Annotated in this window: 17 protein-coding genes; 8 read left to right on the top strand and 9 right to left on the bottom strand. The window is 54.4% G+C overall.

Annotated elements, in window-relative coordinates; all coding sequences use genetic code 11:
• Both DL88_RS09395 and DL88_RS20260 read left to right on the top strand, forming a co-directional pair.
• Positions 1–352, top strand: a 352-nt coding sequence (locus DL88_RS09395) for an IS5 family transposase (protein WP_034995054.1), incomplete at its 5' end; no start/stop codon positions are given.
• 190 nt (positions 353–542) lie between these two features.
• Positions 543–695, top strand: a complete 153-nt coding sequence (locus DL88_RS20260; RefSeq protein WP_156971017.1) for a hypothetical protein — start codon at positions 543–545, stop codon at positions 693–695.
• A 94-nt stretch (positions 696–789) separates the two neighbouring features.
• On the opposite strand, the gene DL88_RS09385 is transcribed toward DL88_RS20260, so the two are convergent.
• Positions 790–1,806 (bottom strand): polysaccharide deacetylase family protein, encoded by a 1,017-nt coding sequence (locus DL88_RS09385; RefSeq protein WP_084705082.1) that lies wholly within the window; start codon positions 1,804–1,806, stop codon positions 790–792.
• A 335-nt stretch (positions 1,807–2,141) separates the two neighbouring features.
• Between DL88_RS09385 and mgtE the strand changes: the two genes are divergently transcribed.
• The gene (gene mgtE, locus DL88_RS09380) at positions 2,142–3,632 is read left to right on the top strand and encodes a magnesium transporter (RefSeq protein ID WP_084705081.1); all 1,491 of its coding nucleotides are present in this window, start codon (positions 2,142–2,144) and stop codon (positions 3,630–3,632) included.
• A 238-nt stretch (positions 3,633–3,870) separates the two neighbouring features.
• On the opposite strand, the gene DL88_RS09375 is transcribed toward mgtE, so the two are convergent.
• The 4 genes from DL88_RS09375 to DL88_RS09360 form a co-directional block, all read right to left on the bottom strand.
• Positions 3,871–4,986 carry a linear amide C-N hydrolase gene (locus DL88_RS09375; protein WP_034995047.1) on the bottom strand — a complete coding sequence of 372 codons (1,116 nt, stop codon included), beginning with the start codon at positions 4,984–4,986 and terminating at the stop codon, positions 3,871–3,873.
• Positions 4,987–5,265: 279 nt separating this feature from the next.
• Positions 5,266–5,811, bottom strand: coding sequence for a hypothetical protein (locus DL88_RS09370; protein WP_034995171.1), 546 nt, complete (start codon positions 5,809–5,811; stop codon positions 5,266–5,268).
• A gap of 500 nt (positions 5,812–6,311) precedes the next feature.
• Positions 6,312–7,688: an ABC transporter ATP-binding protein gene (locus DL88_RS09365; protein WP_034995043.1), complete on the bottom strand. Its 1,377-nt coding sequence runs from the start codon at positions 7,686–7,688 to the stop codon at positions 6,312–6,314.
• 10 nt (positions 7,689–7,698) lie between these two features.
• Positions 7,699–9,435: an ABC transporter permease gene (locus tag DL88_RS09360; protein WP_051955792.1), complete on the bottom strand. Its 1,737-nt coding sequence runs from the start codon at positions 9,433–9,435 to the stop codon at positions 7,699–7,701.
• A 427-nt stretch (positions 9,436–9,862) separates the two neighbouring features.
• Here DL88_RS09360 and DL88_RS09355 point away from each other — a divergent pair, with 427 nt between their 5' ends.
• Complete coding sequence (locus DL88_RS09355; RefSeq protein WP_084705080.1) at positions 9,863–10,963, top strand: glycoside hydrolase family 25 protein; 1,101 nt, start codon at positions 9,863–9,865, stop codon at positions 10,961–10,963.
• 312 nt (positions 10,964–11,275) lie between these two features.
• Here DL88_RS09355 and DL88_RS09350 read toward each other — a convergent pair whose 3' ends face one another.
• A complete protein-coding gene (locus DL88_RS09350) occupies positions 11,276–12,319 on the bottom strand; it encodes a patatin-like phospholipase family protein (protein WP_034995042.1) in 1,044 nt (347 codons plus the stop codon).
• A gap of 601 nt (positions 12,320–12,920) precedes the next feature.
• Here DL88_RS09350 and DL88_RS09345 point away from each other — a divergent pair.
• The gene (locus DL88_RS09345) at positions 12,921–15,671 is read left to right on the top strand and encodes a cation-transporting P-type ATPase (RefSeq protein WP_370736389.1); all 2,751 of its coding nucleotides are present in this window, start codon (positions 12,921–12,923) and stop codon (positions 15,669–15,671) included.
• A 17-nt stretch (positions 15,672–15,688) separates the two neighbouring features.
• On the opposite strand, the gene DL88_RS09340 is transcribed toward DL88_RS09345, so the two are convergent.
• A complete protein-coding gene (locus DL88_RS09340) occupies positions 15,689–16,939 on the bottom strand; it encodes a cytochrome-c peroxidase (protein ID WP_051955791.1) in 1,251 nt (416 codons plus the stop codon).
• A gap of 454 nt (positions 16,940–17,393) precedes the next feature.
• On the opposite strand from DL88_RS09340, the gene DL88_RS09335 reads away from it, so the two are divergent.
• Positions 17,394–19,016, top strand: a complete 1,623-nt coding sequence (locus DL88_RS09335; RefSeq protein WP_034995040.1) for an acid phosphatase — start codon at positions 17,394–17,396, stop codon at positions 19,014–19,016.
• A 213-nt stretch (positions 19,017–19,229) separates the two neighbouring features.
• Here DL88_RS09335 and DL88_RS09330 read toward each other — a convergent pair whose 3' ends face one another.
• Entirely contained in the window at positions 19,230–19,616 is a 387-nt protein-coding gene (locus DL88_RS09330) for a DUF983 domain-containing protein (RefSeq protein WP_034995038.1), read from the bottom strand.
• Between the two features lie 407 nt (positions 19,617–20,023).
• Positions 20,024–21,583, bottom strand: coding sequence for a nitrogenase molybdenum-iron protein subunit beta (nifK, locus tag DL88_RS09325; RefSeq protein ID WP_034995159.1), 1,560 nt, complete (start codon positions 21,581–21,583; stop codon positions 20,024–20,026).
• 629 nt (positions 21,584–22,212) lie between these two features.
• Here nifK and DL88_RS09320 point away from each other — a divergent pair.
• Both DL88_RS09320 and DL88_RS09315 read left to right on the top strand, forming a co-directional pair.
• Positions 22,213–23,676, top strand: coding sequence for a hypothetical protein (locus tag DL88_RS09320; protein ID WP_034995033.1), 1,464 nt, complete (start codon positions 22,213–22,215; stop codon positions 23,674–23,676).
• A 152-nt stretch (positions 23,677–23,828) separates the two neighbouring features.
• A complete protein-coding gene (locus DL88_RS09315; RefSeq protein WP_084705079.1) occupies positions 23,829–24,371 on the top strand; it encodes a GNAT family N-acetyltransferase in 543 nt (180 codons plus the stop codon).
• The last annotated feature ends 54 nt before the right edge of the window (positions 24,372–24,425 follow it).

Genomic DNA, 24,425 nt, shown 5'->3' with positions numbered 1-24,425 from the left:
CTCCGGCGGCGAGGTTTCGGACTATTCAGGCTTCGATCCGCTGATCGAAGCCGAAGGGCCGGAGCCGAAGGTGCTTCTGGCCGATCGCGGCTATGACAGCGACCATATTCGCGAGACAATGGAAACAAAAGGCGCGGCCACCATCATCCCGACCCGGAAAAACCGGAAAACGCAAATCCCCGTCGACGATTACATCTACGCCCTGCGCAATCGCATCGAGCGGTGCTTCAACAAGCTCAAAAACTCACGCCGCCTCGCGACCCGATACGATAAAACCGCCGAAAGCTACCTTGGCTTCGTTCATATCGCCGCTATTCGCCTCTGGATGCGCGCATTCGTCAACAGGACCTAGGTGCGTTCCGCTCCACATGTTCGATGATCCTGCGCCCTGGGCTCATTCCTCAGGGCTCGTGGCGCATCGCGCAAGAAGATGAATTTTCTACGTGCATGCGGAATTTCGCCAAAGAAATTCTATATTTGCCTTTGTTCAGCCTGACGTAAGAGAACACTGGTACTTTACGGCAAAGCTCGAATTCCTTAACATGAGCTTTCTGTCGCAGGAGGCAAAGGACATGCTCGACCCACGTAATCTCCATTACGTTTTGGTAGCGGTCTTGTTGGCGTTGATGGTGATTACACGGCAAAATACGTCGCTGGAATGGGTCCTCGCGGCTATTGCTGAAGTCATCGATTAGGGCATTCAAACGTACCGAAACGCTCCTTCGCGAAAGATAGAGCAGTCTCGATGCTTTTCGTTCGCCAGGCGAGGCTTTCAGTAAGGACATCGTTCTAAAAAAGAGCGGATCTGCGTAGAATGTCCTGATCCCGGAGGGATAGGCGCAGAACCGCTTTTCGGGCGGGGCGATGAGAGGCGGAGCTTCCCTTCGCGGCTTTCGGTTTCTTCTCCGTTGGAGGCTTTGGCAAATATTGGCGCTGCTTGAGGATGGCTTCCGTCTCCGAGGTCCATCCTGGCGGAGCCGGAACGGTTTCCGCACTGCCGGAACCCGGGATGACATGGACGATCCGGTAGCCGCGTTCATGCAGATCCTCCAGAAATTTCGGTAGCATCGCCGCGGTGGCCTGTTTGGTGTCGTGCAGGAGAATAATGCCGCGTCCTTGCTTCTCGAGACGGGTTAGCAGCAGTTTTTCTTCCTCGTCCGGTGTCATTTTCAGCCAGTCTGAGGCCCAGAGATCCGTGCCGAATATGGCGATATTCCGCTCACCCAGCCAAGCGTTGAGGCTGGGTGTGTCGGCAAAACCCGGATATCGGAAAAATTTGACCCGCGGCTCTTTTTCGGCCTTGCCATAGGCCGCCATATCAACCGCCGCGAAACCTTTGTCTATGTCGCTATGTGCCTTGGCTTCATCGAGGCCGCGCATTGTCACGCCGGGATGCGAAAAGGAATGGTGGGCAATTGTATGCCCCTCCTCGATTTCGCGCCGCACGAGGGCAGGGGCCGCATTTGCGTTGCGGCCGATGAGAAAAAACGTGGCTTTGACGCATTGCGCCGCAAGAGCGGAAAGTATGGCCGGTGTGGTTCCGGGCCAAGGTCCGTCATCGAAAGTCAGAACCACTTCATGATCATTCAGCGGCAGGCTCTGGGGATAGGATTTGAAGCCGATCGCCGGTCCACCTTGCGTGCCGACCTCGATCCGCCGTGAGGTGCCGAGGATTTTCCCATTCTCCGGTGCGGTCGTACAATGCTCGTCTTCAGCGGCCATTGCCCGGCCAGAAAAACAGGCTGGCGTCGTCACTAAAGACAGGGCTGCAGCGAAACAGAGCAGCAGCCGGAATTGACCTTTCATGCGGTGAAGCTCGCGTGTCTGGAGTTTCGGTTAAAAAAGCAGATGCTGCTTTTGGGTTGCTTATCGAGATTGCAGATCCCACGGGCAATGGCCCTGGTCTACTTTGAAAATGCGGTGCCTTGACCGAGACGGCGCGACAGGAAGGCGGTTGCACTCCGCCTCCGCGCAGGTTGCTATCTTATCATCGAAACGTGTTTTCCGGTTGAAACGATGCAATCCTCGGAAGGTTATTGCCGCGCTGATCTTGCTCTTTCGGGCACGTGCGGCCTATGAACCGCATGTCCATGGCAAGTCTCATTGATCCTCGAAGGCGGGGTCAATGAGAGCCGGCTTGAATGCCACCCCCCCGGTCGCGGGGAGTCAATTACCTGCATACCGAGGTTCTACGCGTGACCGATCTGCAAGACCAAGCGGAGATTTTTCCGGAAGCAAATCCTTTTCAGGATGGTTCGGTCTCGATTTACGACGCTGACGGCAGCGTCAAAGAGGATTTTCTCGCATCCGTCAAGGCGGCCATTGAGGCCAACGAGAGCGAGACCGCGCAGGAACTCGCGGGCAATCTGCATGAAGCCGATCTCGGCACGCTGCTTGCCGCGCTCGATGCAGATCTTCGGGCGCCATTGATCAGGCTGTTGGGGACGGCATTCGATTTCGCGGCCCTGACCGAAATGGACGATAATATTCGCGAGGAAATTCTCGCGCAGCTCTCGCCGCATACGATCGCTGAGGGGGTGAAGGAGCTCGAAAGCGATGACGCGCTAACCATTCTCGAAGATTACGACGCGAAAGGGCAAGCCGAGATCCTGCAGGCCCTGCCTGCAGTCGATCGCGTCGCCTTAAGCCGGTGCCTCGAATATCCCGAAAATGCGGCGGGTCGCCTGATGCAGACGACGCTCGTCACCGCGCCTCCATTCTGGACCGCAGGACAGGCGATCGATGTCGTGCGCGAAACCGACGAAGAGGAACTGCCGGATTCCTTCTTCGAGATCTTCATTGTCGATCCTGCACACCGTTTTCTTGGCAATGTCTTTCTGGATACATTGTTACGAGCGCGTAATACATCGCTCCTCGAAGATATTATGGAGAAGGACCGGCGTCGTGTCCTCGTAACGGAGGATCGCGGGGAAGTCGCAAGGCTTTTCCAACGCTACAATCTGATTTCCGTGCCGGTCGTCGATGAAGCCGAGCGGTTGGTCGGTGTCATCACCATTGATGACGTCGTCGATGTCATTCAGGAAGAAACCGACGCGGATCTGCGCGCCCTTGGCGGCGTTTCCGAAACCGAGGAATTGTCGGATACGGTATGGTGGACAGCCAGAAGCCGGTTTCTTTGGCTTTTCGTCAATCTGATGACCGCATTCATCGCTTCCGGCGTCCTCGGCCTTTTCGAAGGACAGATGCAGAAGATGGTGGAACTCGCTGTGCTCGCACCGATCGTGGCGAGCCAGGGAGGCAATGCCGCGACGCAGACGATGACGGTGGTTGTCCGCGCGCTCGCCACTCGGGAATTGTCGCATGCCAACGCATGGCGCGTCATCAAGCGCGAGCTGTCCGTCGGCATACTGAATGGATTGGCCTTCGGCCTTATTACGGGGATTGCATCAGGCTATTGGTTTTCCCTGCCCGGAATAGGCGTCGTCATTTCTTTGGCAATGCTGATCAATCTCGCCGCGGGCGCGCTGGGTGGCATTCTGATCCCACGCACACTTGCCTATTTCAGGATCGATCCCGCTGTCTCTTCCGGTGCATTCGTCACCACAGTCACGGATGTCGTCGGATTTTTCTCTTTCCTCGGGATCGCCACTTTATGGTTCAGGCTTGGCTAAGTGTTTAGTCCTTTGATTTAATGGTACATTATTTTCGCGCGAGTGGAAAGAAGCGCTATGGGGTCAACCAGAAGACCGTTTCTAACCCCAACTCTTTTCCAGTCCCTCAATCTCTTGCGATGCAGCGCAAACAGGGCAAAGCAGATCGAATCGAACATCTTTGTCCTCAATGAGGAGAACGGAATGGATGCCATGGGTGGACGCTCGATTGTCGTGAGTTGGTCCAGATAGCTATTCCTCACGCGGCCTTGGCACCCTTCAGGGCGTCTGAGGCGTCGGGTACTGCTGCGTTCAATTGTTGAAGGGGGAGCACCTTGGGCTCATTCAACTCCGCGAGTGTCTTCAGATCGAAGGCCGTGAAGTTGATGCCTCTGTGGTCCCGCAGGAAGAAGAGTTTGCGGTCAAGATCCGCGAGGCTCGTCCAGGAAGTAAATTCGGTGGCGTAGGCCGCCGTGTTTCCCTCGCCCAACCCATGCACTTCCATTTGGACGCCGCCATCCTGCGGATAATCGATGGTCACACCGCGCGGACGGTCGAAATTGTTCATGATGTGGGCCAGCATCTGCACCGCGCGGTCGGGCGATGCGGCTTTCTCCGTATACTGAGCATAGAAAACGGCGCGAATGAAGCGGCCGACCGACGTGTTCGATGCAGGCAGCCCCGCTGTAGCGATGCCGGAATCTGGTTGCATGGCCCTGTAACTGCCGAAGCTGGCGCTGGATTTGTCTACGTTGCTGAGGAAGGTGTAGTTATTGAGGTTGGTCAGGTGCCAGCTGAACTCCGGGCCATTGGTCATTACCCCAACAGGATTGTCGTAGACCGTCATTGCTCCCCGGTTGAACTCGATGACCACAGAGGCACCGGACGCGTCATGCACGACATAGTGGAAAGGAGATTCCACGCCGCCCAAAATTGCAAGCGGCTCCAGCAGCACCGGTTGCTCGCTCAATGCCGCCTTGACCTCGGCCACAGTGGCAAACTGTCCCAGGACCCATGTTCCGAGATCGGAGGCAGACAGAACGGCGCGCGTCATCGCGACCGATTGCTGCTTCCCGGTCGCGGCGGGGTAGGAAAGCAGGCTGAACGTCAGACCATGATCGTTCAACCCTTCGACCACCTTCAGATCGAAGATCTGGATCGGGGCATCGAACGCCGGCGCCCGAGACGGCATGGTGACTGACAGAAAACTGTGACGTGTCGTGTATCGTAAGGGAGTGTGCCCCTCGATCTCCGACGTGATAGTAAAACCGAGTGGAAAATATACCATCTGATAGGGCAGATCGATCGTAAGTTCCAGCGTCCGCCCGAAATAGACTTTTTCGGCAGCGTCTTTGTAAATGAGCGATGTACACATTTCAGCATCCTCATCCAGCTCTGAATCGATGACAGCCCCACAGCCTGCCGAAAATCGCTTTAGGGATGGGACATTGCGTTTTCATATCACGTTTCACGTCTCACTTGCGCGCCCCACTAGGTCTAATCGAGAGGAGATTGCGTTTCTTCTGCAAGCCCCTCGCGGCACGATCCGCATTGACGAAACCTATGTCAAAATCCGCATCCGATGTCGCTATCTAGAAGAGCCAAGCGCTTTCTCCGTAAAATGCCGAAAGACGACGGACCCTTTCCAAACGCTCTATGAATGTCCACGCGATCTCCAATAGGCCCATAAGGCGGCGGCTCCGACCAGCAGTACAAGGATGATACCCAGTGACAGAAACAGCGCCGATTGATCCAGCCAAGCTGCTGCCGGCACACACGCGCCCATGACTACGCCGTTGAGACCTATACGCCAGGATGCCGTATGGACTCCGGCGATGAAGGTACCCAGTGCAAGCAGCAGAAGGACGATCAGACTCGTAGAATCAGCATCGGCGACCGCTTGCACACTCGGCAGAAACACCAGGTTCATAGCAGCAAGGAAAGCACCCCAGTGCAGGAGCTGAGTCCACACCAGTCGCCAGCGCGCCTTGTTCTCTGACCCATTATGCCAGCCGGCGAAGATACACGTCCCACAGATGAAAAGCGCCACGAGCTCCCAATAGCCCACAATGGGCTTATGCGTCATGCTCATATAACCAACACCGCTCACGGTAAGGAACGGAATAACGAGAAAAGGGAGTTCCCGAGCCCAAAACTTCGGTCGGGGTGGAATAGAGACCGTTTCGATGGTTTCACTCATGTTGGGCATCGTGGCCACCCGTATCCTCTGCTTTGTGTCTACTCTTCCGTGATCTGCCGTGAGCTTGTGGTACACATCAGGCAAAAGCCGCGTCAATTCATACGAAGATTTGACGACGCGTCTGACTTTAAGCCGTCCCCTTGGAAAAGAGAATGTCAGAACAAGCCTCACATACCATTAGCCGCCCATATGACAAACACGATCCTGGTAAGCCAGAGCAACATGCTTTCTCTGCGATAAAGGGCCGCGGCAACTAGCACCACCAATCCGAGCGGCTATGAACACGACGGGAGGCCGTACCGCATTGGGGACAAGCGCAATCTGGCGACTGGCCATGTGCGGCGATGACGATCGTGTCGATATCCGGATGCACGGCTTTGACGTTTCACTCGGCTAGGATCAGATTGGAAAGACGAAACCGAGCTCTCATGGCGCTGATTCTTCCCCAAAAACGTGCCAATCGAATCCAAAAGATCATCAAGTTTCCAGTCTCTCCGCGATCAATGTGGATCTTCAAGGCTGAATGTCGCTGAATTCTCGTCATAGGCAAACAATTCACCGTAGCGTCCCCAGTTGATGACGCTCTTCAGAGTCTGTTCCGCATAATCGTCCGACATGTAATCCTCGAGTTCCTCAAGGAAGCGGCTCGCTCTTGCGCGATGGTTCTGACGTTCATCGAGAACTGCCTTGATATGGGCCGCGAGCGGGACATGGGCGAGAAGATGAGCGCCAAACAATTGTTTACGAACGTCGACTTCCTCATCGGCGAAGCGCAAACCCTGTGGTGTCAATCTGATAGCGCCATCGCCCAGTTCAGCGAAATGCAGGAGCTGTAAGGTCTCGCCCACGGGAAAGAGATCGTCGATTTCCATTTGCAGACTGTCGGCAAGTTCCGGCAGCGGGGCTGAGCCATTGTAAGGGTCGGCGGCGATCTCCTCGATCATACCGGCAAGCGTATTGGTGGAGATGATAGGCAAGGACATCGCGAGCGTATGCGTTGGCTGGACGGGCTCACGGCCTGGCGGCGCGGGCTCTGGCCGTTTCGTCATCAAGGCGTAAATCTTATCGACGAGCTGCCGGAATTCCGGATCAAGCCTGTTGCGGGGATGCGGCAGGGTCACCGGGATTTCGGCACTGATGCGGCCGGGATTGGAGGAGAGCACGACGATGCGGTTACACATCAACACCGCCTCCTCGATATTATGTGTGACCATCAGGATCGATTTGATGGGTAGACGGCTCTCCACCCAAAGATCGAGCAGATCCGTGCGCAAGGTTTCTGCGGTGAGAACGTCGAGCGCGGAAAATGGCTCGTCCATCAACAGAATGTTCGGATCGACGACCAGCGCACGCGCAAAGCCGACGCGCTGGCGCATGCCGCCGGACAATTCCTTGGGATAGGCGGATTCGAAACCATCGAGGCCGATCAGGTCAATGGCTTTCAAAGCGCGCGCACGGGCTTCCTCACGCCCCACCTTGCGCGCGCGCAGCCCAAGTTCGACATTGGCAAGGACAGATAGCCAGGGAAAAAGCGCAAAACTCTGAAAAACGATGGCAACACCATCGACAGGCCCGGTGACCGGCTCGCCAAGATAGGTGAGGGAACCAGCCGCCGGCTGCACAAGACCGGAGATGATGCGCAGCAAGGACGATTTGCCGGAGCCGGACCGTCCGAGAAGCCCAATGATTTCCCCTTCATGAAGGGTGAGGGAAACGTGGTCGAGCACCATTGGCCCGGTTTCGCCGGAGCCGGTCCGGTAGGACTGGCAGATGTTCTTGGCCTCGACGAGAATTTTTGGCGTTTCCGGCCTGGTCTGTACCGGCGCCTGGGAGGATTGATTGGACGATTGAAATGCATTCGCGCGCGTTTCCACCATGATATGCCTCTCAATCCAGTCTGAGCCGACGCTCGGCAAGGCCGAACAATGGCCTCCACAGGAGCCGGTTGAACAAAATTACGAAAATCGCCATGACGCCGACACCGAGCACAATCCGCGGATAGTCTCCAGCAACAGTTGCCTCGGAAATGTAAGCGCCAATTCCATGCGCGGCGATGGTGACATCACCCCATTTGACATATTCCGCCACGATTGCCGCGTTCCACGAACCTCCGGAAGCCGTCAACGCGCCAGTGACGTAATAAGGGAAAATGCCTGGCAGGATCACCGAAATCCACCAATGCCATCCCTTGATGCCGAAAGCCCTGGCAGCCTCCTTGAGATCGTTGGGAAAGGCTGTCGTGCCAGCAATCACATTGAACAGAATATACCATTGCGTGCCGAAAATAATAAGAAAACTCAACCATATATCTGGATTAAGCTGATAACGGACAATCAGCACGACGGCGATGGGGAAGACGACATTGGCCGGAAAGGCCGCCAGGAATTGTGTCAGCGGCTGAACTTTTTCCGCGAGGGTCGGCCGCAATCCTATATAGACACCGACAGGCACCCAGACGATTGTCGCAAGCACCATCAGCACGATGACACGGATCATCGTGAAACTGGTAAGGATGACGCTCTCGCGAATGTCGTCGAATGTCAGATTATTGCCGATGAAGGCGATGACATAGCGCAGCGCCAGCAGGGAGCCTAGCGCCAGGACCGATATCCACAATAAATCAAGGACGCGGCTGGGATGTTCGTGCTTGTCTGTGGCCTTGGGCCGGAGGAATCCCGGTTCGAGACGTAACAGAGCGAGACTCGATAAAAATTCGACTGGAACGGTCATGATCGCACTGAGCCAGCGGGTGCGGCTGAAAAGATCGGCAACCCAGGAATGTTCCTTGGTCTGGCTGGCGGAAAGCTCGACCCGGAACTTGCCGCCGAAGACGACCAGCGGGCGAAACAGGAATTGATCGTAAAGAAGGATGACGATCGCCATCGTCGCGACGGCTGCAACGACCGCGTCAATGCGGCGCATTTCGATGGCTTGCGCGAGATAGGACCCGATACCGGGGAGTTTGATGGTCGTGTTGCCGACTGAAATCGCCTCTGAGGCGACGACGAAGAACCAGCCACCCGACATGGACATCATCATGTTCCAGATCAGCGACGGCATGGCGAAGGGCGTCTCGAGCTGCCAGAACTTCTGCCAGGGCGAGAGGTGAAAGCCATTCGAGACTTCGACGAGATCGCGCGGCAGGTTGCGCAGGGATTGATAGAAGGAGAAGGCCATATTCCAGGCCTGAGAGGTAAAAATAGCGAAAACTGCGGCGCATTCCGCGCCAAGCATCGAACCTGGAAAAAGCTGCAGGAAAAAGGTGACCGTGAAGGATAGAAACCCGAGGATCGGCACCGATTGCAGGATGTCGAGCAAAGGGATCAAAACCAGCTCCGCGCGCCGGCTTTTTGCCGCCAGCGTCGCGTAGATAAAAGTAAAAACCAGGGAAGCGCCCATCGCCGCAAACATGCGCAATGTGGTACGCAAAGCATAATAGGGTAGGGCGGCGTAATCCAGTGTAATGGCGGTCGCTTCTGGCGCGCTGAGTGGAAGCGTCAATCCGCGCGAGCCATAGGCCAATGCGACAAAAGCCGATAGAAGAAGGATGAAAGCCGCGAAATCATAAGGATTGGGGCGAACACCCCGATCAAGATAGGCAAAAGACACAAATCGGGAGAACATCGACTTTCATCTCCTGCCTTGGCGTGATCCATGCGAATCAGAAAAAATCATAACCTGTTTCGCCATCGGGTATATGACGCCGCCATAATGCATCCGCGATGTCTATGGATAGTTGAAACGATCCATGCGTTCTGAAAAATTTTTGCCCTTTTCTTCTGCAAAGGATCAGGCGACGATAGCTGTGGAAATTCGTTGCCGTGTTGAGTGGATCGGCATGACGATAATCGGAACAAGAACCACCTGATCATGGGACCATGCTGATGCGCCTGGCACGTCACGCCGTAACAATCGGGGATCGTTTCGCATCGGCTGCCCCAAAAGGGTGCATTTGGCCTCATGTGTCTTTCGGCATCCTTAACACAAAAGAAGGAATTCGACGCTTTCATCCAAAGGTCTGTCAGCGTCTCTCTCAGGCTTTCGTGTGCCCATGATCACCTTGCGCCCCTCGCCCCTTCTCGCCGTGGTCGCTTTCATGTTTGCACTCGGTCTCTCCGGGTGCGGCGGGCGTGTCACTGGTGTCGATCCCTATCCCCGCGCCACCGATTACGAGATTTTCGGCATCGATGTCTCGAAATATCAAGGTGATATCGACTGGAATGCGGTGCGCGCGAGCGGCGTGAAATTCGCCTGGATCAAGGCGACCGAAGGCGGGGACCATCTCGACAGCAAATTCCATCAAAATTGGCAGGAGGCCAAGGCGGCGGGCATCAAGCGCGGAGCCTATCATTTCGCTTACTGGTGCCGACCGGGCCATGAGCAGGCGTCGTGGTTCCTAGCCAATGTGCCGCATGATCCGGATGCGCTGCCACCTGTTCTTGATGTCGAATGGAACGGCACTTCGAAGACTTGTCCGAAGAAGATCCCGCGCGAGTTGGCTCAGGCGCAGATGCGCACGATCCTCGCGGCCATGGAGCGCGCCTATGGCAAACGGCCGGTAATTTATACTTCGGTCGATTTCCACCGCGACGTCATGGTGAATGAGTTCACCGATTATCCGATCTGGGTCCGCAGCGTCAAATATCATCCTTCGGTCAAATACGGCAACCGGCGTTGGCATTTCTGGCAGCATACGGCGGAAGCCCGAGTGCCGGGAATCCATGGATTCGTCGATCGCAATACTTTTAATGGTTCCGCGCGTGATTGGCTGGCCTGGCTCAGACCTTCCGACATGCATCAACCCCAGCCTGTGACGACAACCGCTTCGATCCACAAGCCGTCCGCTCAACCTGTAGCCGAGCAATTACCAGCGCCGGTCAATCCGTCGTTACCGAATGGTGCGCCACAATCTGCCGTTGTTGCGGGCGTGAAAGTGCAAGCACCGGTGGCCCCTATAGCTGCCAGTGTCAGCCCGGCAGGTGCGTTTCAGCCGGTCCATGCGCAAGGGAATAGTGTGAGTGGTAATAAGGTCGCGAGCAGTTCCAAAATACCGCTGACCGGCGCGGTCGCTGCGCCTATACCCGCTGGCTTGATCCCGTCGCCCACGCCACTTCCGCCTTTAGAGACGTCACGTTCGGTCGCAGCAAGATAAGCCGTTAGAAAAAGAAAGACCGCTCCTGCCTGTTTAGGCGGGAAGCGGTCTTTCCATTGTCGGATCGCGGTCAGCGATCCCGGAATGACGGCTTAGAAGCTGAAAGCTTCCAAGAAGGCATGATCCAAGGTCCGGGTCCGCGATTTCAGACAATGAGACACTTGATCACCTCCTTTCGATTGTTGACGCTTCAAGAATGCTAACAGGTTAATCGAGTTTTGCAAATTGATTTCGTCAGCACATCCCCGTGTCGTCCCGCGGCGGTCGTCGTCGATGAAGTGAAAAACGATGCCACGCTTCCGCTTAGATGACTCAGACTTCCTTTGCCAGGACGTCCAAGTCTACTGTTCCTCGCACGCCGATATCGTCTTTATGGATCCTCAGGAATCCATCCGCGGCTCTGCGTCCTTCATCCCGCAGCATTTCGACGAAGGCCCTTTCCGCATTCAGCTTTGACGAATAGCTGAGTTCTGTCATCATCTCGGTCCAGATGATGTGAGGCCGCAAAGCGGCCCAATGAGCGGTTTCCTTGGAATCTTTCGAGCTCGCGTTTCGCAGCAGCGCTATCATGCGTAATTCCTTCATCAAGGGCGAGTTGAAGGAAATTTCATTCAGACGATTGAGGATCTCCGCCGGAGTGCGAGGTGTTTCATTGCGTTCGCGTGGATTGATCTGCACCAGAATGATGTCATCGGTCTGAAGATCGCGCACAAGGGGCGTGAGTGTCGGATTACCGGCAAAACCTCCGTCCCAATAAGGGATGCCGTCGATCTCCACGGCCTGGAACATAGTCGGTAGACAGGCAGAGGCCAGGAGCACATCCGGTGTGAGTTCAGCGTTGCGAAATACACGCCCTCTCCCCGTCCACACATTGGTCGCGGTGATGAACAATTTGACCGGGGACTGACAAAGTCTTTCAAAATTGATGCATTCGGCGAGGATTGAACTCAGCGGATTGTATCCGCCTGGATTGATGTCATAAGGAGAGACGACGCGCGTCATGAAATCGAAAAAGAGAAATGTTGGGGAGGTGTCGAGAGACCAGTTCCCGGTTAGTTTGTCGAATGGCGTTCTCTGGATCGGGCTGAATCGCGCCACATCGGCAACGCGTCCCCAATAATTGTCGAGCGCTTTGCGCGCTCCCGCATGACCACCATCCGTCCAGCCGTCGGTAACCACGGCCGCATTCATCGCCCCTGCGGACGTGCCGGAAATACCCTCAATGTCAAACCATGGCTCTTCGAGCAATCGGTCAAGGACACCCCAGGTGAAAGCGCCATGGGAACCCCCACCTTGCAGGGCGAGAGCCACCGCGCGCTTTACGACTGGTGCATCCTTTGCAATCTCCGCTGACATAATTTCATTCTCCAGATTCGGCTGTCCGCATGGTTTGAAAGGCCGGAAGATTTCACGATACCATGGCAACGACCCAATTCTTCAAGCGGAAATACATATTCCCAAACGCCATATGATTAATTTTCCGTTATATTGGAAATAATCTTAAAACCATTTTCCTCAGTCTCAGGCAGGAAATGCATTGCCGCTCGGAACTGCTTATCCTTTCGGTGCCGCATTGCTGATGGAGACAACATCAGAACCTCTTGCGGTTAAAACAATTCGCTCCAGTTTCCAAGCATGTGTCCACGAAACAGTGAATAGTGCTTTGGTCAGCATATTCAGGGGGTTTATGACAAAATCTCGTTATTCGTGACATATTGGCAGTGATTCTCTCGGGAAGAGTTTCTCTCGGAATTTGGGCCTCATTTGGTGGGCTAAATACGCGAAACTATCAGCCAAATCCTCATTGATGACGCGTGGTCATTATCGATGTGACCCGACGAAGGCTGCCATTGCGTATCTTTTGCTGGCAGTATCTTTCCGGCGCTTCGATCGTTAAGCATTGACGGAACCTATGACGGAGAGCCAACGGCTTTGCGGTGCGGGAGGGGAGCGGCGCATGGGTGACGAGGTGAAAGCCTTGGAGGCGATGACCATTGCGGGCGAGGGGCAGGATCCGGCATGGCATGCAGAATCGGTCGAAAGGATTCTCCGTGCCCTTGAAACGACAAAGACGGGCCTTGACGGCAATGAAGCCGCGGCAAGGTGGGCAAAATATGGCGCGAATTCAATCCCCTCTGCGCCACGCACACATCCTATTTTGCGGTTTCTGGCGCAATTCAACAATGTTCTAATCTATTTTCTTCTGATCGCGGCGGTCGCAGCGTGGAGCCTCGACCATGTCATTGATGCTTCGGTCATTTTATTTGTCGTCACGATCAACGCTATCATCGGCTATATCGAGGAAGACAAAGCGGAGAAGGCACTGAATGCTATCCGCGAGATGATTGCTCCGCATGCCCACGCATTGCGGGATGATCGTCACGTAAACATTCCTGTGGAGGACCTCGTTCGCGGGGATATCGTTTTTATCGAGGCGGGAGATCGTGTCCCCGCTGATCTGCGGTTGATACATGCACGTGGTTTACTGATTGACGAGGCCATGCTCACGGGCGAGTCCGTTGCGGCGGAAAAACAGGAAAGCGCGGTGAAACGTGACGCACCGCTTGGTGACCGGAGCTGCATGGCGTACTCTGGAACACTCGTGGCTGCGGGGCAGGGGATTGGTGTCGTTGTCGAAACCGGAACCCGCACTGAACTTGGCCGTATCAGTGGCATGATGGAGAGTGTCGAACCGATTACGACACCACTTTTGCAACAGATTAACCAATTTGCCCGTATTTTCACCTGGATCTCGATCGCCGCATCGGTTGCTATTTTTGCCTTTGCAACGCTTTTTCGTGGTTATGCATGGCCAGACGCGCTGATCGCTGTCGTCGCGCTTGCCGTAGGCGTAATCCCGGAAGGGCTGCCAGCAGTTATTACCATCACCCTCGCGATTGGCGTTCAGCGCATGGCGGCTCGCAAGGCGGTCATTCGACGCCTACCGGCAGTGGAAACGCTCGGTGCAACGTCGGTCATCTGCTCAGACAAGACAGGAACGCTGACACGCAATGAAATGACGGTGCGGCGTATGATCGTCCCAGGACGAACTGTTTTCGTCAGTGGATCCGGCTATGTTCCGGAAGGGCGAATAAGCGTGGACAGGGGGGAGGATGATATTGCGGCGCAAGAAGCCGTAGCTCCGCTGGTCCGTGCTGCCGTACTTTGCAATGATGCCCATTTACGCCGGGCCGATGATGGACATTGGATTGTCGATGGCGATCCGATGGAGGGCGCGCTCGTCGCACTCGCCATGAAATTGGGGATCGATGCTGACCATGAGCGGGCCGAATATCTGCGTTCGGACGAAATTCCCTTCGATGCGCAGCATCGCTTCATGGCGACACGCAACAAAATCCACGGAGGGAAATGTTCGATTTTCGTGAAGGGGGCGCCGGAGCGCCTTCTCTCGATGTGCGCGATACAAGTGGCAGACAATATAGAACGGCCTTTGGATCATGCCTATTGGAACGAACACATCGCGCGTGCGGCTTCCGAAGGTGAGCGTGTCCTTGCTTTTGCGGTAAAATCCTGTCCCTTATCGGAGGCTCGCCTGTCCTTTGCGGATCTCGATGCTGGTCTCGCTTTTCTCGGTCTCGTCAGCTTTATCGATCCTCCCCGCGATGAGGTCGTAAACGCGATCTCCGAGTGCCGCTCGGCCGGTATCAAAGTGAAGATGATTACCGGCGATCTCCCCGCAACGGCCAGTGCGATTGCGCGCCAGCTGGGTCTGGACGATGGACCGGAAGTAGTTACAGGCGCCGAATTGGATAATGTTCCGGATGACCAGCTTGTTGATTTGGTCGAACGGGTCAATGTGTTTGCGCGCACCAGCCCGGGACATAAATTGCGAATTGTCCGCGCGCTTCAATCGTCCGGCGCGGTGATCGCAATGACGGGTGACGGTGTGAACGATGCTCCCGCCTTGAAACAGGCGGATGTTGGTATAGCCATGGGGCAGAAGGGAACAGAAGCCGCGAAACAAGCCGCCGAAATGGTGTTGATGGATGAAAATTTCGTCTCGATCGTCGCAGCGGTGCATGAAGGCCGGACTGTCTATGACAACATCCGAAAAGTGATTGCCTGGACATTACCGACCAATGCCGGGGAATCGTTGGCGGTCATCGCCGCCATTCTCTTCGGTTTCGTTATGCCAATGACGCCGGCCCAGATTCTTTGGATCAATCTGATCACGACGGTCACGCTCGGTCTTGTCCTCGCCTTCGAACCTTCCGAACCGGATGTCATGAAGCGTCAACCAAAGCGCCGGAATGCTCCGCTGCTTTCCCGATTTCTCGTGTGGCGAATCTGTTTCGTTTCCTTACTGTTTGCCGTGGGCACGCTCGGGATTTTTTTCCATGCGCTTGATCGTGGCCAGAGTCTGGAATTGGCTCGGACCATGGTCGTCAATGCCATTGTCGTCTTCGAGATTTTCTATCTGTTCAATATCCGTTATCTGCGCAGGAGCTCGATAACTCTGCAGGGATTGTTTGGAACCAGGAGCATAACCATTGCGCTGATGGTGGTCATCGCGGCGCAATTGGCTTTTACTTATGCGCCGTTCATGCATGCACTATTTGCGACGACATCCATCGGCATTAGTGATGGGCTCCTCATCATCGGAACAGGTCTCTTGCTGGTGATCATTCTCGAAGCGGAGAAAGCCATCGTCCGCCATTATCGACTTTTCGGCGGCGTAGAATTGTGAGCGGCCCGAACTCAGATCTATCTGGTCATTGATGCAGGTTGCTGGGAGATGTCATAACCATCATTGAGTGTCTTGAGAAAAGTGACGATTGCATCAATATCATCGTCGCTCACCTGAGGCTGGTCCCCCGGCTGCTTGCCGAATGGTGGCTCATTATTCATATTTTCCCGGTATGCGGGCGGCAGATCATCATATTTTTGCACCATTCCATTCGGATCTTGCGGATACCATTTTTCCGGTTTCGTATCCCGTTCGAAATAGAATGCGACGGCTTGGCGAAGATCCTTTACGGAACCATTGTGGAAGAAACTTTTGCGACGTGCGACATTGCGCAAGGTTGGTGTCTTGAAGAGACCGCAATAGGCCGGATGATCCATGAAATCCTTGCGTAACGGACCGCAGAGGCCGAGATCGTAAAAGGTTGGATCGGCGTTTTGAGTAAGCGCGCGATTGCGCGGAAGACCGATCCCGATCATGCCATAATCAGTGAAGAAAGGCGGCGTGTTGGTCTTGCTGGGCCGGCTGACATGGCAGCTCGCACAATTCCCCTTGTCCGCGGCCTCGAATAATTCGAGGCCGCGTTTTTCGATCGCGTTCAGTTCGACTTTACCCTGGAGAAATGTGTCATATTTGCTGGAAAACGGATAAAATAATGTGCTTTCCTGCTGATATGCGTCGAGTGCTTGCGTCGCCACCGCGAGATAATCATTCTTTGCCTGTGCAAGCGGGTTTCCCGCGACGGAACGCAGTTCCGGTCCATAAAATTGTTCGATGGTGGCGGAAAGCGTTGCGTGATCCTTGTTGGCCATTTCAAGAGGAGAAAGAAGCGGAATGAGCGCTTGTCCGGATCGGCGATCCTCACGTCCGTCCCAGGTCAATCCGCCGCTTGGGCCATTATCGACGCTTTCGTCGCCTTCATCGTCGGATTCATAGTAATGCTCGGTGAATTGTGGCGTCGCCTGCTTGTAGGTGAGTGTCGGTGCAGCCCGAAAGGCGGATACATCCAGATTAACGCCCCCCATTTGGACGGCGAGATCATTGGCTGGTGAAAAAGCGTTCTGGGGATCGTGGCAAGAAGCACATGAGAGTTTTCCAGACCCCGAAAGTCTCGGGTCGGAGAACATCTTTCTCCCGATCTCCGAGAGTTGCTTTGCCTGTTCGAAGACAATCGCGCGGCTTAATCCTGTCTCTCTTGGTTCTTCCGCACCACAGGGCTGAAGGCAGAGAATAGAGATGAAGAATGTGGAAAGACTTGTGAAAGAGCGCATGGATCCAGAAACCAGATGAATTGAAAAGACTAATGTGCAGTTGGCGTCACATTTTTATGACAGAGAGCCTATTCCTTCATCAGGGTCCCGAAGCGTGGTGGCGAGCTTGAATCTTTGACAATTAACTGTAATTTTTGTTTTGTTTATCCATGCCTTGAGGTCTCTATCGCACGCAACTTATGAAAAACACAGCGTTATTTATTATAAACTATCGTATACGGTACTTGCCCTTCCAACGTTCAACGCGGCATTCAAGGCACCTCCACCAAGCGGCAAAAATCCAGCAAAAACACTACTAGCCACCAAATTGTTGCGACTGGATGAGCCAGATTGTCAAGAAACTGCAAAGCTTCTCTTCTATGAGATGCGCAAGTTCAAGCATATCGAGAAGAAATCTAATTCTTTGTTCTTCCAATATGCCGGTGACTTTTCTTTGCAGGAAAGACAATAGCGCATGAAGATTCGTATTCCCGCCTATCTTTTGGCGACGACGATGCTGGTTCAGGCATCCGCCGTCCATGCCTTCGAGCAAGGGCCGGCCCAGGCACTGTCAGCGATTGGTGAGAAAGCCGCTGACATTGTGGAAAATGCGGCGGAAGATCTCGCTTTCCATTTTCCTGCTTCTCCCAAGCTCAAGGAGATCCAGAACGTCGTCGTGATCTACGCCGAAAACCGTAGCTTCGATAACATTTACGGTAGCTTCCCCGGCGCCCACGGCCTGCAGAACGTCAAGCGCGAAGATATCATTCAGCGCGATCGTGATGGTTCCGTCCTGTCGGAATTGCCGGTCGTTTGGGGTGGCCTCACCGCATCGGGTGTCACTCCCGCAGTGACTGAAGCGCAGACGGCGCATCTGCCCAATTCGATCTTCAGCATCGATTCGGCAAGCAGCTTCAACACGCCGATGTCTGTCGTCACGCGCGACCTGTGGCATCGCTTCTATCAGAACCAGATGCAGATCAACGGCGGCAAGAATGACCGTTTTGTCGCTTACGCCGATGCCGGCGGGCTCGTGATGGGCTATTATGATACGTCGAAACTGCCTTTGTGGTCGGTCGCACAGCGTTATACGCTCGCTGACCATTTCTTCATGGGTGCTTTCGGCGGTTCCTTCCTTAACCATTTCGCGCTGATCTGCTCCTGCTTTCCCTATTATCCGAATGCCGACAAGAGCCCGGCCGCGAGCAAAATCGCTGTCGTCGACGCTGATGGTGTCTCGCTGACGCTCGCCGCCAATTCTCCCGCCTCCGCTCTCGATGGCGTTCCGAAATTCGTGAATGACGGCGCGATCACGCCTGACTTCTACGCGGTGAATACGATGCAGCCGCCTTACCAGCCGAGCGGTGTTGCTCCGGCTTCAGGTGGCGACTCGCGTTACGCCAATCCGAGCAACGGATCGACCTTGCCGCCTCAGACGCAAAAGACGATCGGCGATCTTCTCAGCGAGCGCAGCATCAGCTGGGCCTGGTATAGCGGCGCCTGGCAGGCGGCTCTCGACGGCGCCGGCAGCTCGACGCCGGTTCCGAACTTCCAGACGCACCATCAGCCCTTCAACTATTTCTCCAATTACGCGCCGGGCACCAACGAACGCGCTGCCCATCTTCTTGATGGCGGTCTCGCGGGCGTGGAATTTATCAAGGCAATCGACTCCGGCAAGCTGCCGCAAGTTGCCTTCTATAAGCCCCAGGGCAATCTGAACGAGCATGCCGGCTATACCGACGTTACCTCGGGCGACCAGCATATTGCGGATGTCATCGCGCATCTTGAGAAATCACCGCAATGGAAGCACATGCTTGTTGTCATCACCTATGACGAGAACGGCGGCTGGTGGGATCATATCGCTCCGCCGAAGGGCGACCGCCTTGGCCCTGGTTCGCGTATCCCGGCCTTGATCGTTTCGCCTTTCGTGAAGAAGCATTTCGTCGATCATACATTGTATGACACGACATCGGTCATCCGTTTCCTCACGAAGCGTTTCAATCTTCCGGTTCTCGAAGGTCTCAAGCAGCGTGATCGCGAAATGCTGCGTGCGAGCCATGTGAGAATCGGCGACTTGACGAACGCGCTCGAATTCTAAGATCGATCTCGCAATTTGAACTCGAGGCTCTTCTGAAAAATGAAAGGCGCGTCTCATGCTGGAGACGCGCCTTTTCTTCGCCGTTTACCTGACCGGATGAATAGCGCTCTCGGCTTCGTGCTTCCACAAACGCAAGGCAGCATCCCTCAAGGCAAAACGGTATGGATCATGAAAACCGGCAATCCGTACCGCCATCCAAGCCCTTGGGTGTTATTATTCATCCGGCCGCGCGAGATGTCCTTCTTCGGCTTTGTAATAATATTGGCTTGCGACGAGCCATCCCTTTAGGGGCCTTAGCGGTGGGATACAGGTGAGGAGCAAAAAGGGAATGGTCGTGAAAAGATGGATCCAATAGGGGGCTTCGAACTGCACCTCGATCCAGACGGCAAGAATGACGCTGGGGACACAAGCGAAGCAGATCACGAAGAAGGCTGGTCCATCCGCTGGATCGGCGAATGAATAATCCAGACCGCAAACCTCGCATTGCTTGCGCAATGTCAAAAATCCATTGAAGAGATGCCCCTTGCCGCACCTTGGGCAACGGCCGCGGATACCGGTGGAAATTGGAGAAAGGGGCGGCCAATCATGATCCTTAGACATTTTGGTTCCTCGAAGCGCCAAGCAGAATGGTTCCGCAGGTTTATTTCATGAATCAAAATTCTTCGATTCGGTTCTGCCATGGGCTGCCGAAAGGAAGATCGATCTCGTGATCAATCTGTAGAGATGATCTCAATTAACACTTATATAGAATGTAATGTTTTCGATTTCAAATTTTCCTAACATAGGGAGAAATAATTTTCAGCGGGCCAGCCATGAAAAAAGCCCCGCGCTAGGGAGCGCGAGGCTTGAGGCCTAAAAATGCTAAGGCGAGCGTTCGAAAATGAAGACCAGACCAAAGCATTTTGGTCCGGGGTCATCGGCTGAGCGCTTGCTGAGAGAGCGCGCGCAAAATGTCGCATAGCCCTCTACGGGGTTACGGGGAAGAGCCTAGAGGCGCCGCAGCAATCCTAGCGAATGATATCGAAACTATAATCGCTATGGGCCGGGATATTGGTGGTCTGATCGATCACATTGAAGATCGAATCGAGCAATGTGCGCAGGAGATGCAATCCACCCTGATATCCGTAAATCGGGAAACGATGGTGGTGATGCCGGTCGAAAATCGGGAAACCGATGCGAATCAAAGGCGTTCCGGTGTCCCGCTCCAGATATTTGCCATAGGTATTGCCGATCAGGAAATCGACGGGCGCTGTAAACAACAGGGAGCGCATGTGCCAGAGATCCCGATTGGGATAGACTTGGCAATTCGCGCCATAGGGTGAGGAGGCGAAGAGAGCCTTCACTTTTTCCGCCCATTCCTGCCCGCCATTGGTCGAGAGGACATGGGCAGGCTCCGCGCCGAGCTCCAGCAGAAACGCTGTCATGCCGAGACACAGGTCTGGATCACCGTAAATGGCAAATCTTTTGCCGTGGATATGCGCAAAGGAATCGGCGATCGCATCGACGAGGCGGCCGCGTTCCTTGCGCAATTCATTGGGAACCGGCTTGCCGCTGATCCGTGCGATTTCCATCACGAGGCGATCGGTTGCCTGAACACCAAGCGGGCAGTTCAGCGCAACCGTTTCCTGACCATGCGCGGCAATGAAAGGAAGCGTTTTTTGTGTCGAATATTCCTGCAGGGAAATTGTCGCCTTTGAATTGAGCGCGGCCACCGTCTCGTCGGCGCTGGTCCCGCCATCGAACATACGGAACGTGCCATCGGTCGGCGTATCCCAGACCTCGCTATTGTCGGAAAGGATCGTGTAATCGAGGTCCCAAAGGTCGAGAATACGCTTTAATTCGCGAAGATTGCCGACCGTGTAAGGGTCAAAGCCACCGATGAAATTGATCCTTTCATTGGGTTCGCGCACCGGCTTTTCGGCCATGCCGGCCTTGCCTTCCCAGAAATAATCGAGAATTCCCTTCAGCATATTGTCATAACCAGTGACATGGCTACCGACAAAGGCGGGTGTATGTGCGAAGGGGACGTCGAAATCCATCGGGATCGACCCCTTCTCGCGCGCCGTCTTGATGAAGGCATTGAGATCGTCACCGATGACCTCCGCCATGCAGGTGGTTGATACGGAGATCATGGCCGGGCGATAAAGATTGTAAGTATTGGCAAGCCCATCGATCATATTGGTCAGGCCGCCGAAAACGGCGGCGTCTTCAGTCATCGATGATGACACACAGGAGCAGGGCTCCTTGAAATGCCGAGAAAGGTGGCTGCGGTAATAGGCCACACAGCCCTGCGAGCCATGAACGAAAGAAAGACACCCGGAAAAGCCGCTGGAACAAAAGACAGCGCCCAAAGGCTGGCAGGCTTTCGCCGGGTTCACGGTCAGCGCCTCACGCGCGAAATTCTTTTCCTGGTATTCCGGCGTCTTCATCCATTCACGGATTCTGTCGACCTCGACCTCTGCCACCGCGTTTTCGAAATATTTTTTCTTATTGGCGAACATTTCCCGATATTCGGGCTGTTTGAACAAATCGAAATGATCAAGCACCGATTGAGCGTTCTGCGGCATGAAGGACAGTCCAGTTCTGGTTGAGGGAAAACCAAGGGGTGGAGCATCGGCATCGTTGGCCATCGGCGCGGGCCGAATGGGGCGATGAACTATATTTATTAGTATATAGCAATGGCCAGATCGCCTTGTAAACTGGCTATTCCACCTTACGGAAAAGATTAGAGGTTGGGTTCTTGAGAGGGTTTAATCCGAGTGCCCTACACCCGAGTGATCCGCCGGCTGGCTGGTTCTCGATCTGCGGCTTGGAATGGTTGCTTGAAATTTGCGCGCGAACCCCATGAAACGCTGCCATTCCGCTTATTGGCTACTGGGGGGAAAATCGCGCCAATCCGTCGTCGGGACGGTCATGCAGGCGGGAAATGCCAAGACTGCCGCGAATTGTCTTGGTGCAGAAAAAGTGAGTCGCTTCGGTTCCTGGAACCAATCTTCAACCTATTGAAAATACGTTTGTAATCTGCAACCTCTGTGCGTTGAAGGCCTAGCGCGCAAGGCGATCGGACACTTTCGGCTTGAAATACGCCGCAATTAGAAGTCTTTGATCAAGCTCCGAATTTTCAAAGGCGCCGATGTGGCGCGCCGCCCAGGAACTCAAGCTTTACGATGCGTTCGACTGATCAAGGGAAATGTGGATGAAACCCACCGAATACGGCTTCTTCGGCGTCCTGATCCTGTTGGCGCTGGGTGCGCTCGTCTATTACGATACGCAATCCTTCATGATGATCGCGATAGCGAGTGGCATCGGTACGGCTTACGCAATCTTCCTGACGTTGCAGCAATTGATGGGCACGAATGTGGACGTCATGCGCTTCGTCATCTACCAGAACATTATCTGGTATTGTTTTCCTCTGACCTATTTCGATCTTATCGACAAGGGCGGCTTGCTCGATGTGTCCCGTGATGACATGGTCGACTCTCTGATCGTTATCACCGGAGCATTGTCGATCGGCTGGATTATATCGATTTTCATCGACATGAAAATCGAGTTCAGCCACAAGGATGAAAAGCCGCTGGGCAATTCCGAAATATTGGCGATCATTCTGCCAATTTGCCTGTTGCAGGTGGCGATGATTGCGACCGGGCATTGGAGTTATGCCGCCAATCACGTTGAATTCGGCGTCACCTCCAATGAAGAAAGCCATAATCCCATCACCTTGCTTTTGCGCAGTGTCGCTGGTGGCATCGCGCCGGTCGCCGCTCTGTATTATGGTCTGCTACCGACCGGAAAAAGAACCTTGTTCCAAAACTCTCTTTTTCTGGGAGTGATGGCGCTTCAATGCGGCTTCTGGTTCATCGATTCCCGGCGCAACCTTATGGTCATTACGGCTTTTTCCGCCATCGTTCTCATCAAGGCGATGACCAAGGGGAAAATTGCGCCGAGGCAAATCATCCGGTTCGGTATGATCGGCCTGGTAATGGGTCTCGGCCTGATCCAAGCCGGCAAGGCGTTCTATTCGCTTCGTATGGCTTATGACGTTTTGGGCCATGAGCAGGCCCAGAATGTATCCTTCCTGACGCTCATCGAGACCGCGAATAATCTTCCCGCAGAGCAGATCGAGGCCGAACTCGATCGTAACAAGGCGGCAAGGCCCTATATCATTTCCTCGATAGGCACGTTTTTGCGAACATCCTCAGGGTTTCAATATGGGGAAGGGGTGCTCAACGAACTTGTCAGCCTCGTGCCCAGTGTTCTGTTTCCCAGCAAAATGGCCTATCTCGAAGATCATCCCGTTCATGAGGCACTTTGGAACCTTCGGCTAGGCGTTCCATTGAGTGATTATGCAAATTCCTTCGTTCTCGACGGCTACGCCGACTTCGGCTATTTCGGGTTTGCCATCTATACACTGGGGAGCTTTTTATGCCTTCGCTTCGCAGCTTTCCTTTATTCTCTCTTCGGCTCACGCGCTTTGCGCCTATTCTGTATTTATAATTTTATCTTCCATTACTTTCAGGTCGAAAATGAGCTTGGGACGTTCATCGTGATTACGCGCGATCTCATACTCTATCTCCTCCTCATCTGTCCCTATTTTCTGTATTATCATTTCCCGTATAAATTCCGCGACGGAAACACCGGGACATTGAAGAGTTCCGCATAGACAATTTCGCAAATTCGGGACTTATACCAAGTCTCAATGATCACGCCTTATTGAGGCTTGGCTCCCCGCAGGTGCGGGTGGTGTCCGGCTTGAGACCACGCGGCAAGAATCTTGCTGTGGTGCCAAGCCAATATGCGGGAAAGGATATTCGGTTGCCTACCAGTGCGCTTATCGACGGTCTCATTTTGCGCGATTTTGAAGAGGATGACATCCCATCCATTACCGCTATTTACAAGCATCATGTGCTCAATGGATACGGCACATTCGAGATTACACCGCCTGGTGAAGCCGAGATGAAGATCCGCTGGCGGGTCATGGCAACGAAGCGATTTCCGTATATTGTCGCCGAATACAAGCGGAAGGTTCTCGGCTTCGCCTATGTCAATACCTATCGCGATCGGCTGGCCTATCGAAAGACCGTCGAAGATTCCATCTATGTTCGTGAAGGTCTTGAAGGACAGGGGATCGGCCAGCGTTTGCTATCGCGTCTGATTGCTGAAACTGCGGGGCAAGGTTTCCGTCAGGTGGTCGCCGTCATCGGCGATTCCGAAAACAAGGCTTCGATCCGCGTGCATGAAAAGGTTGGTTTCGTCCATGCGGGGACGCTCAAATCAGTCGGCTGGAAGAACGGACGCTGGCTCGATACCGTCATCATGCAGATGCCGATAGGGCTCGCCGACACCCAGCCCCTGTAATTCTGGATTGGACTGCAAACAATCGAAGCAACGATGCTCGGAACTATTTCGGTT

Source organism: Beijerinckia mobilis (genome assembly GCF_000745425.1).
Lineage (GTDB): Bacteria > Pseudomonadota > Alphaproteobacteria > Rhizobiales > Beijerinckiaceae > Beijerinckia > Beijerinckia mobilis.
The sequence above is the reverse complement of the archived record's forward strand: the minus strand, read 5'-3'. Positions and strand labels throughout refer to the sequence as shown.

Bases quoted from the DNA above. Each gene is read 5' to 3' on its own strand.
- DL88_RS09335 (WP_034995040.1), top strand. From the start codon at position 17,394: ATGAAGATTCGTATTCCCGCCTATCTTTTGGCGACGACGATGCTGGTT.
- DL88_RS09355 (WP_084705080.1), top strand. From the start codon at position 9,863: ATGATCACCTTGCGCCCCTCGCCCCTTCTCGCCGTGGTCGCTTTCATG.
- DL88_RS09340 (WP_051955791.1), bottom strand. From the start codon at position 16,939: ATGCGCTCTTTCACAAGTCTTTCCACATTCTTCATCTCTATTCTCTGC.
- DL88_RS20260 (WP_156971017.1), top strand. From the start codon at position 543: ATGAGCTTTCTGTCGCAGGAGGCAAAGGACATGCTCGACCCACGTAAT.
- DL88_RS09350 (WP_034995042.1), bottom strand. From the start codon at position 12,319: ATGTCAGCGGAGATTGCAAAGGATGCACCAGTCGTAAAGCGCGCGGTG.
- DL88_RS09330 (WP_034995038.1), bottom strand. From the start codon at position 19,616: ATGTCTAAGGATCATGATTGGCCGCCCCTTTCTCCAATTTCCACCGGT.
- DL88_RS09375 (WP_034995047.1), bottom strand. From the start codon at position 4,986: ATGTGTACATCGCTCATTTACAAAGACGCTGCCGAAAAAGTCTATTTC.
- DL88_RS09385 (WP_084705082.1), bottom strand. From the start codon at position 1,806: ATGAAAGGTCAATTCCGGCTGCTGCTCTGTTTCGCTGCAGCCCTGTCT.
- mgtE (WP_084705081.1), top strand. From the start codon at position 2,142: ATGCCACCCCCCCGGTCGCGGGGAGTCAATTACCTGCATACCGAGGTT.
- DL88_RS09320 (WP_034995033.1), top strand. From the start codon at position 22,213: ATGAAACCCACCGAATACGGCTTCTTCGGCGTCCTGATCCTGTTGGCG.
- nifK (WP_034995159.1), bottom strand. From the start codon at position 21,583: ATGCCGCAGAACGCTCAATCGGTGCTTGATCATTTCGATTTGTTCAAA.
- DL88_RS09370 (WP_034995171.1), bottom strand. From the start codon at position 5,811: ATGAGTGAAACCATCGAAACGGTCTCTATTCCACCCCGACCGAAGTTT.
- DL88_RS09365 (WP_034995043.1), bottom strand. From the start codon at position 7,688: ATGGTGGAAACGCGCGCGAATGCATTTCAATCGTCCAATCAATCCTCC.
- DL88_RS09345 (WP_370736389.1), top strand. From the start codon at position 12,921: ATGGGTGACGAGGTGAAAGCCTTGGAGGCGATGACCATTGCGGGCGAG.
- DL88_RS09360 (WP_051955792.1), bottom strand. From the start codon at position 9,435: ATGTTCTCCCGATTTGTGTCTTTTGCCTATCTTGATCGGGGTGTTCGC.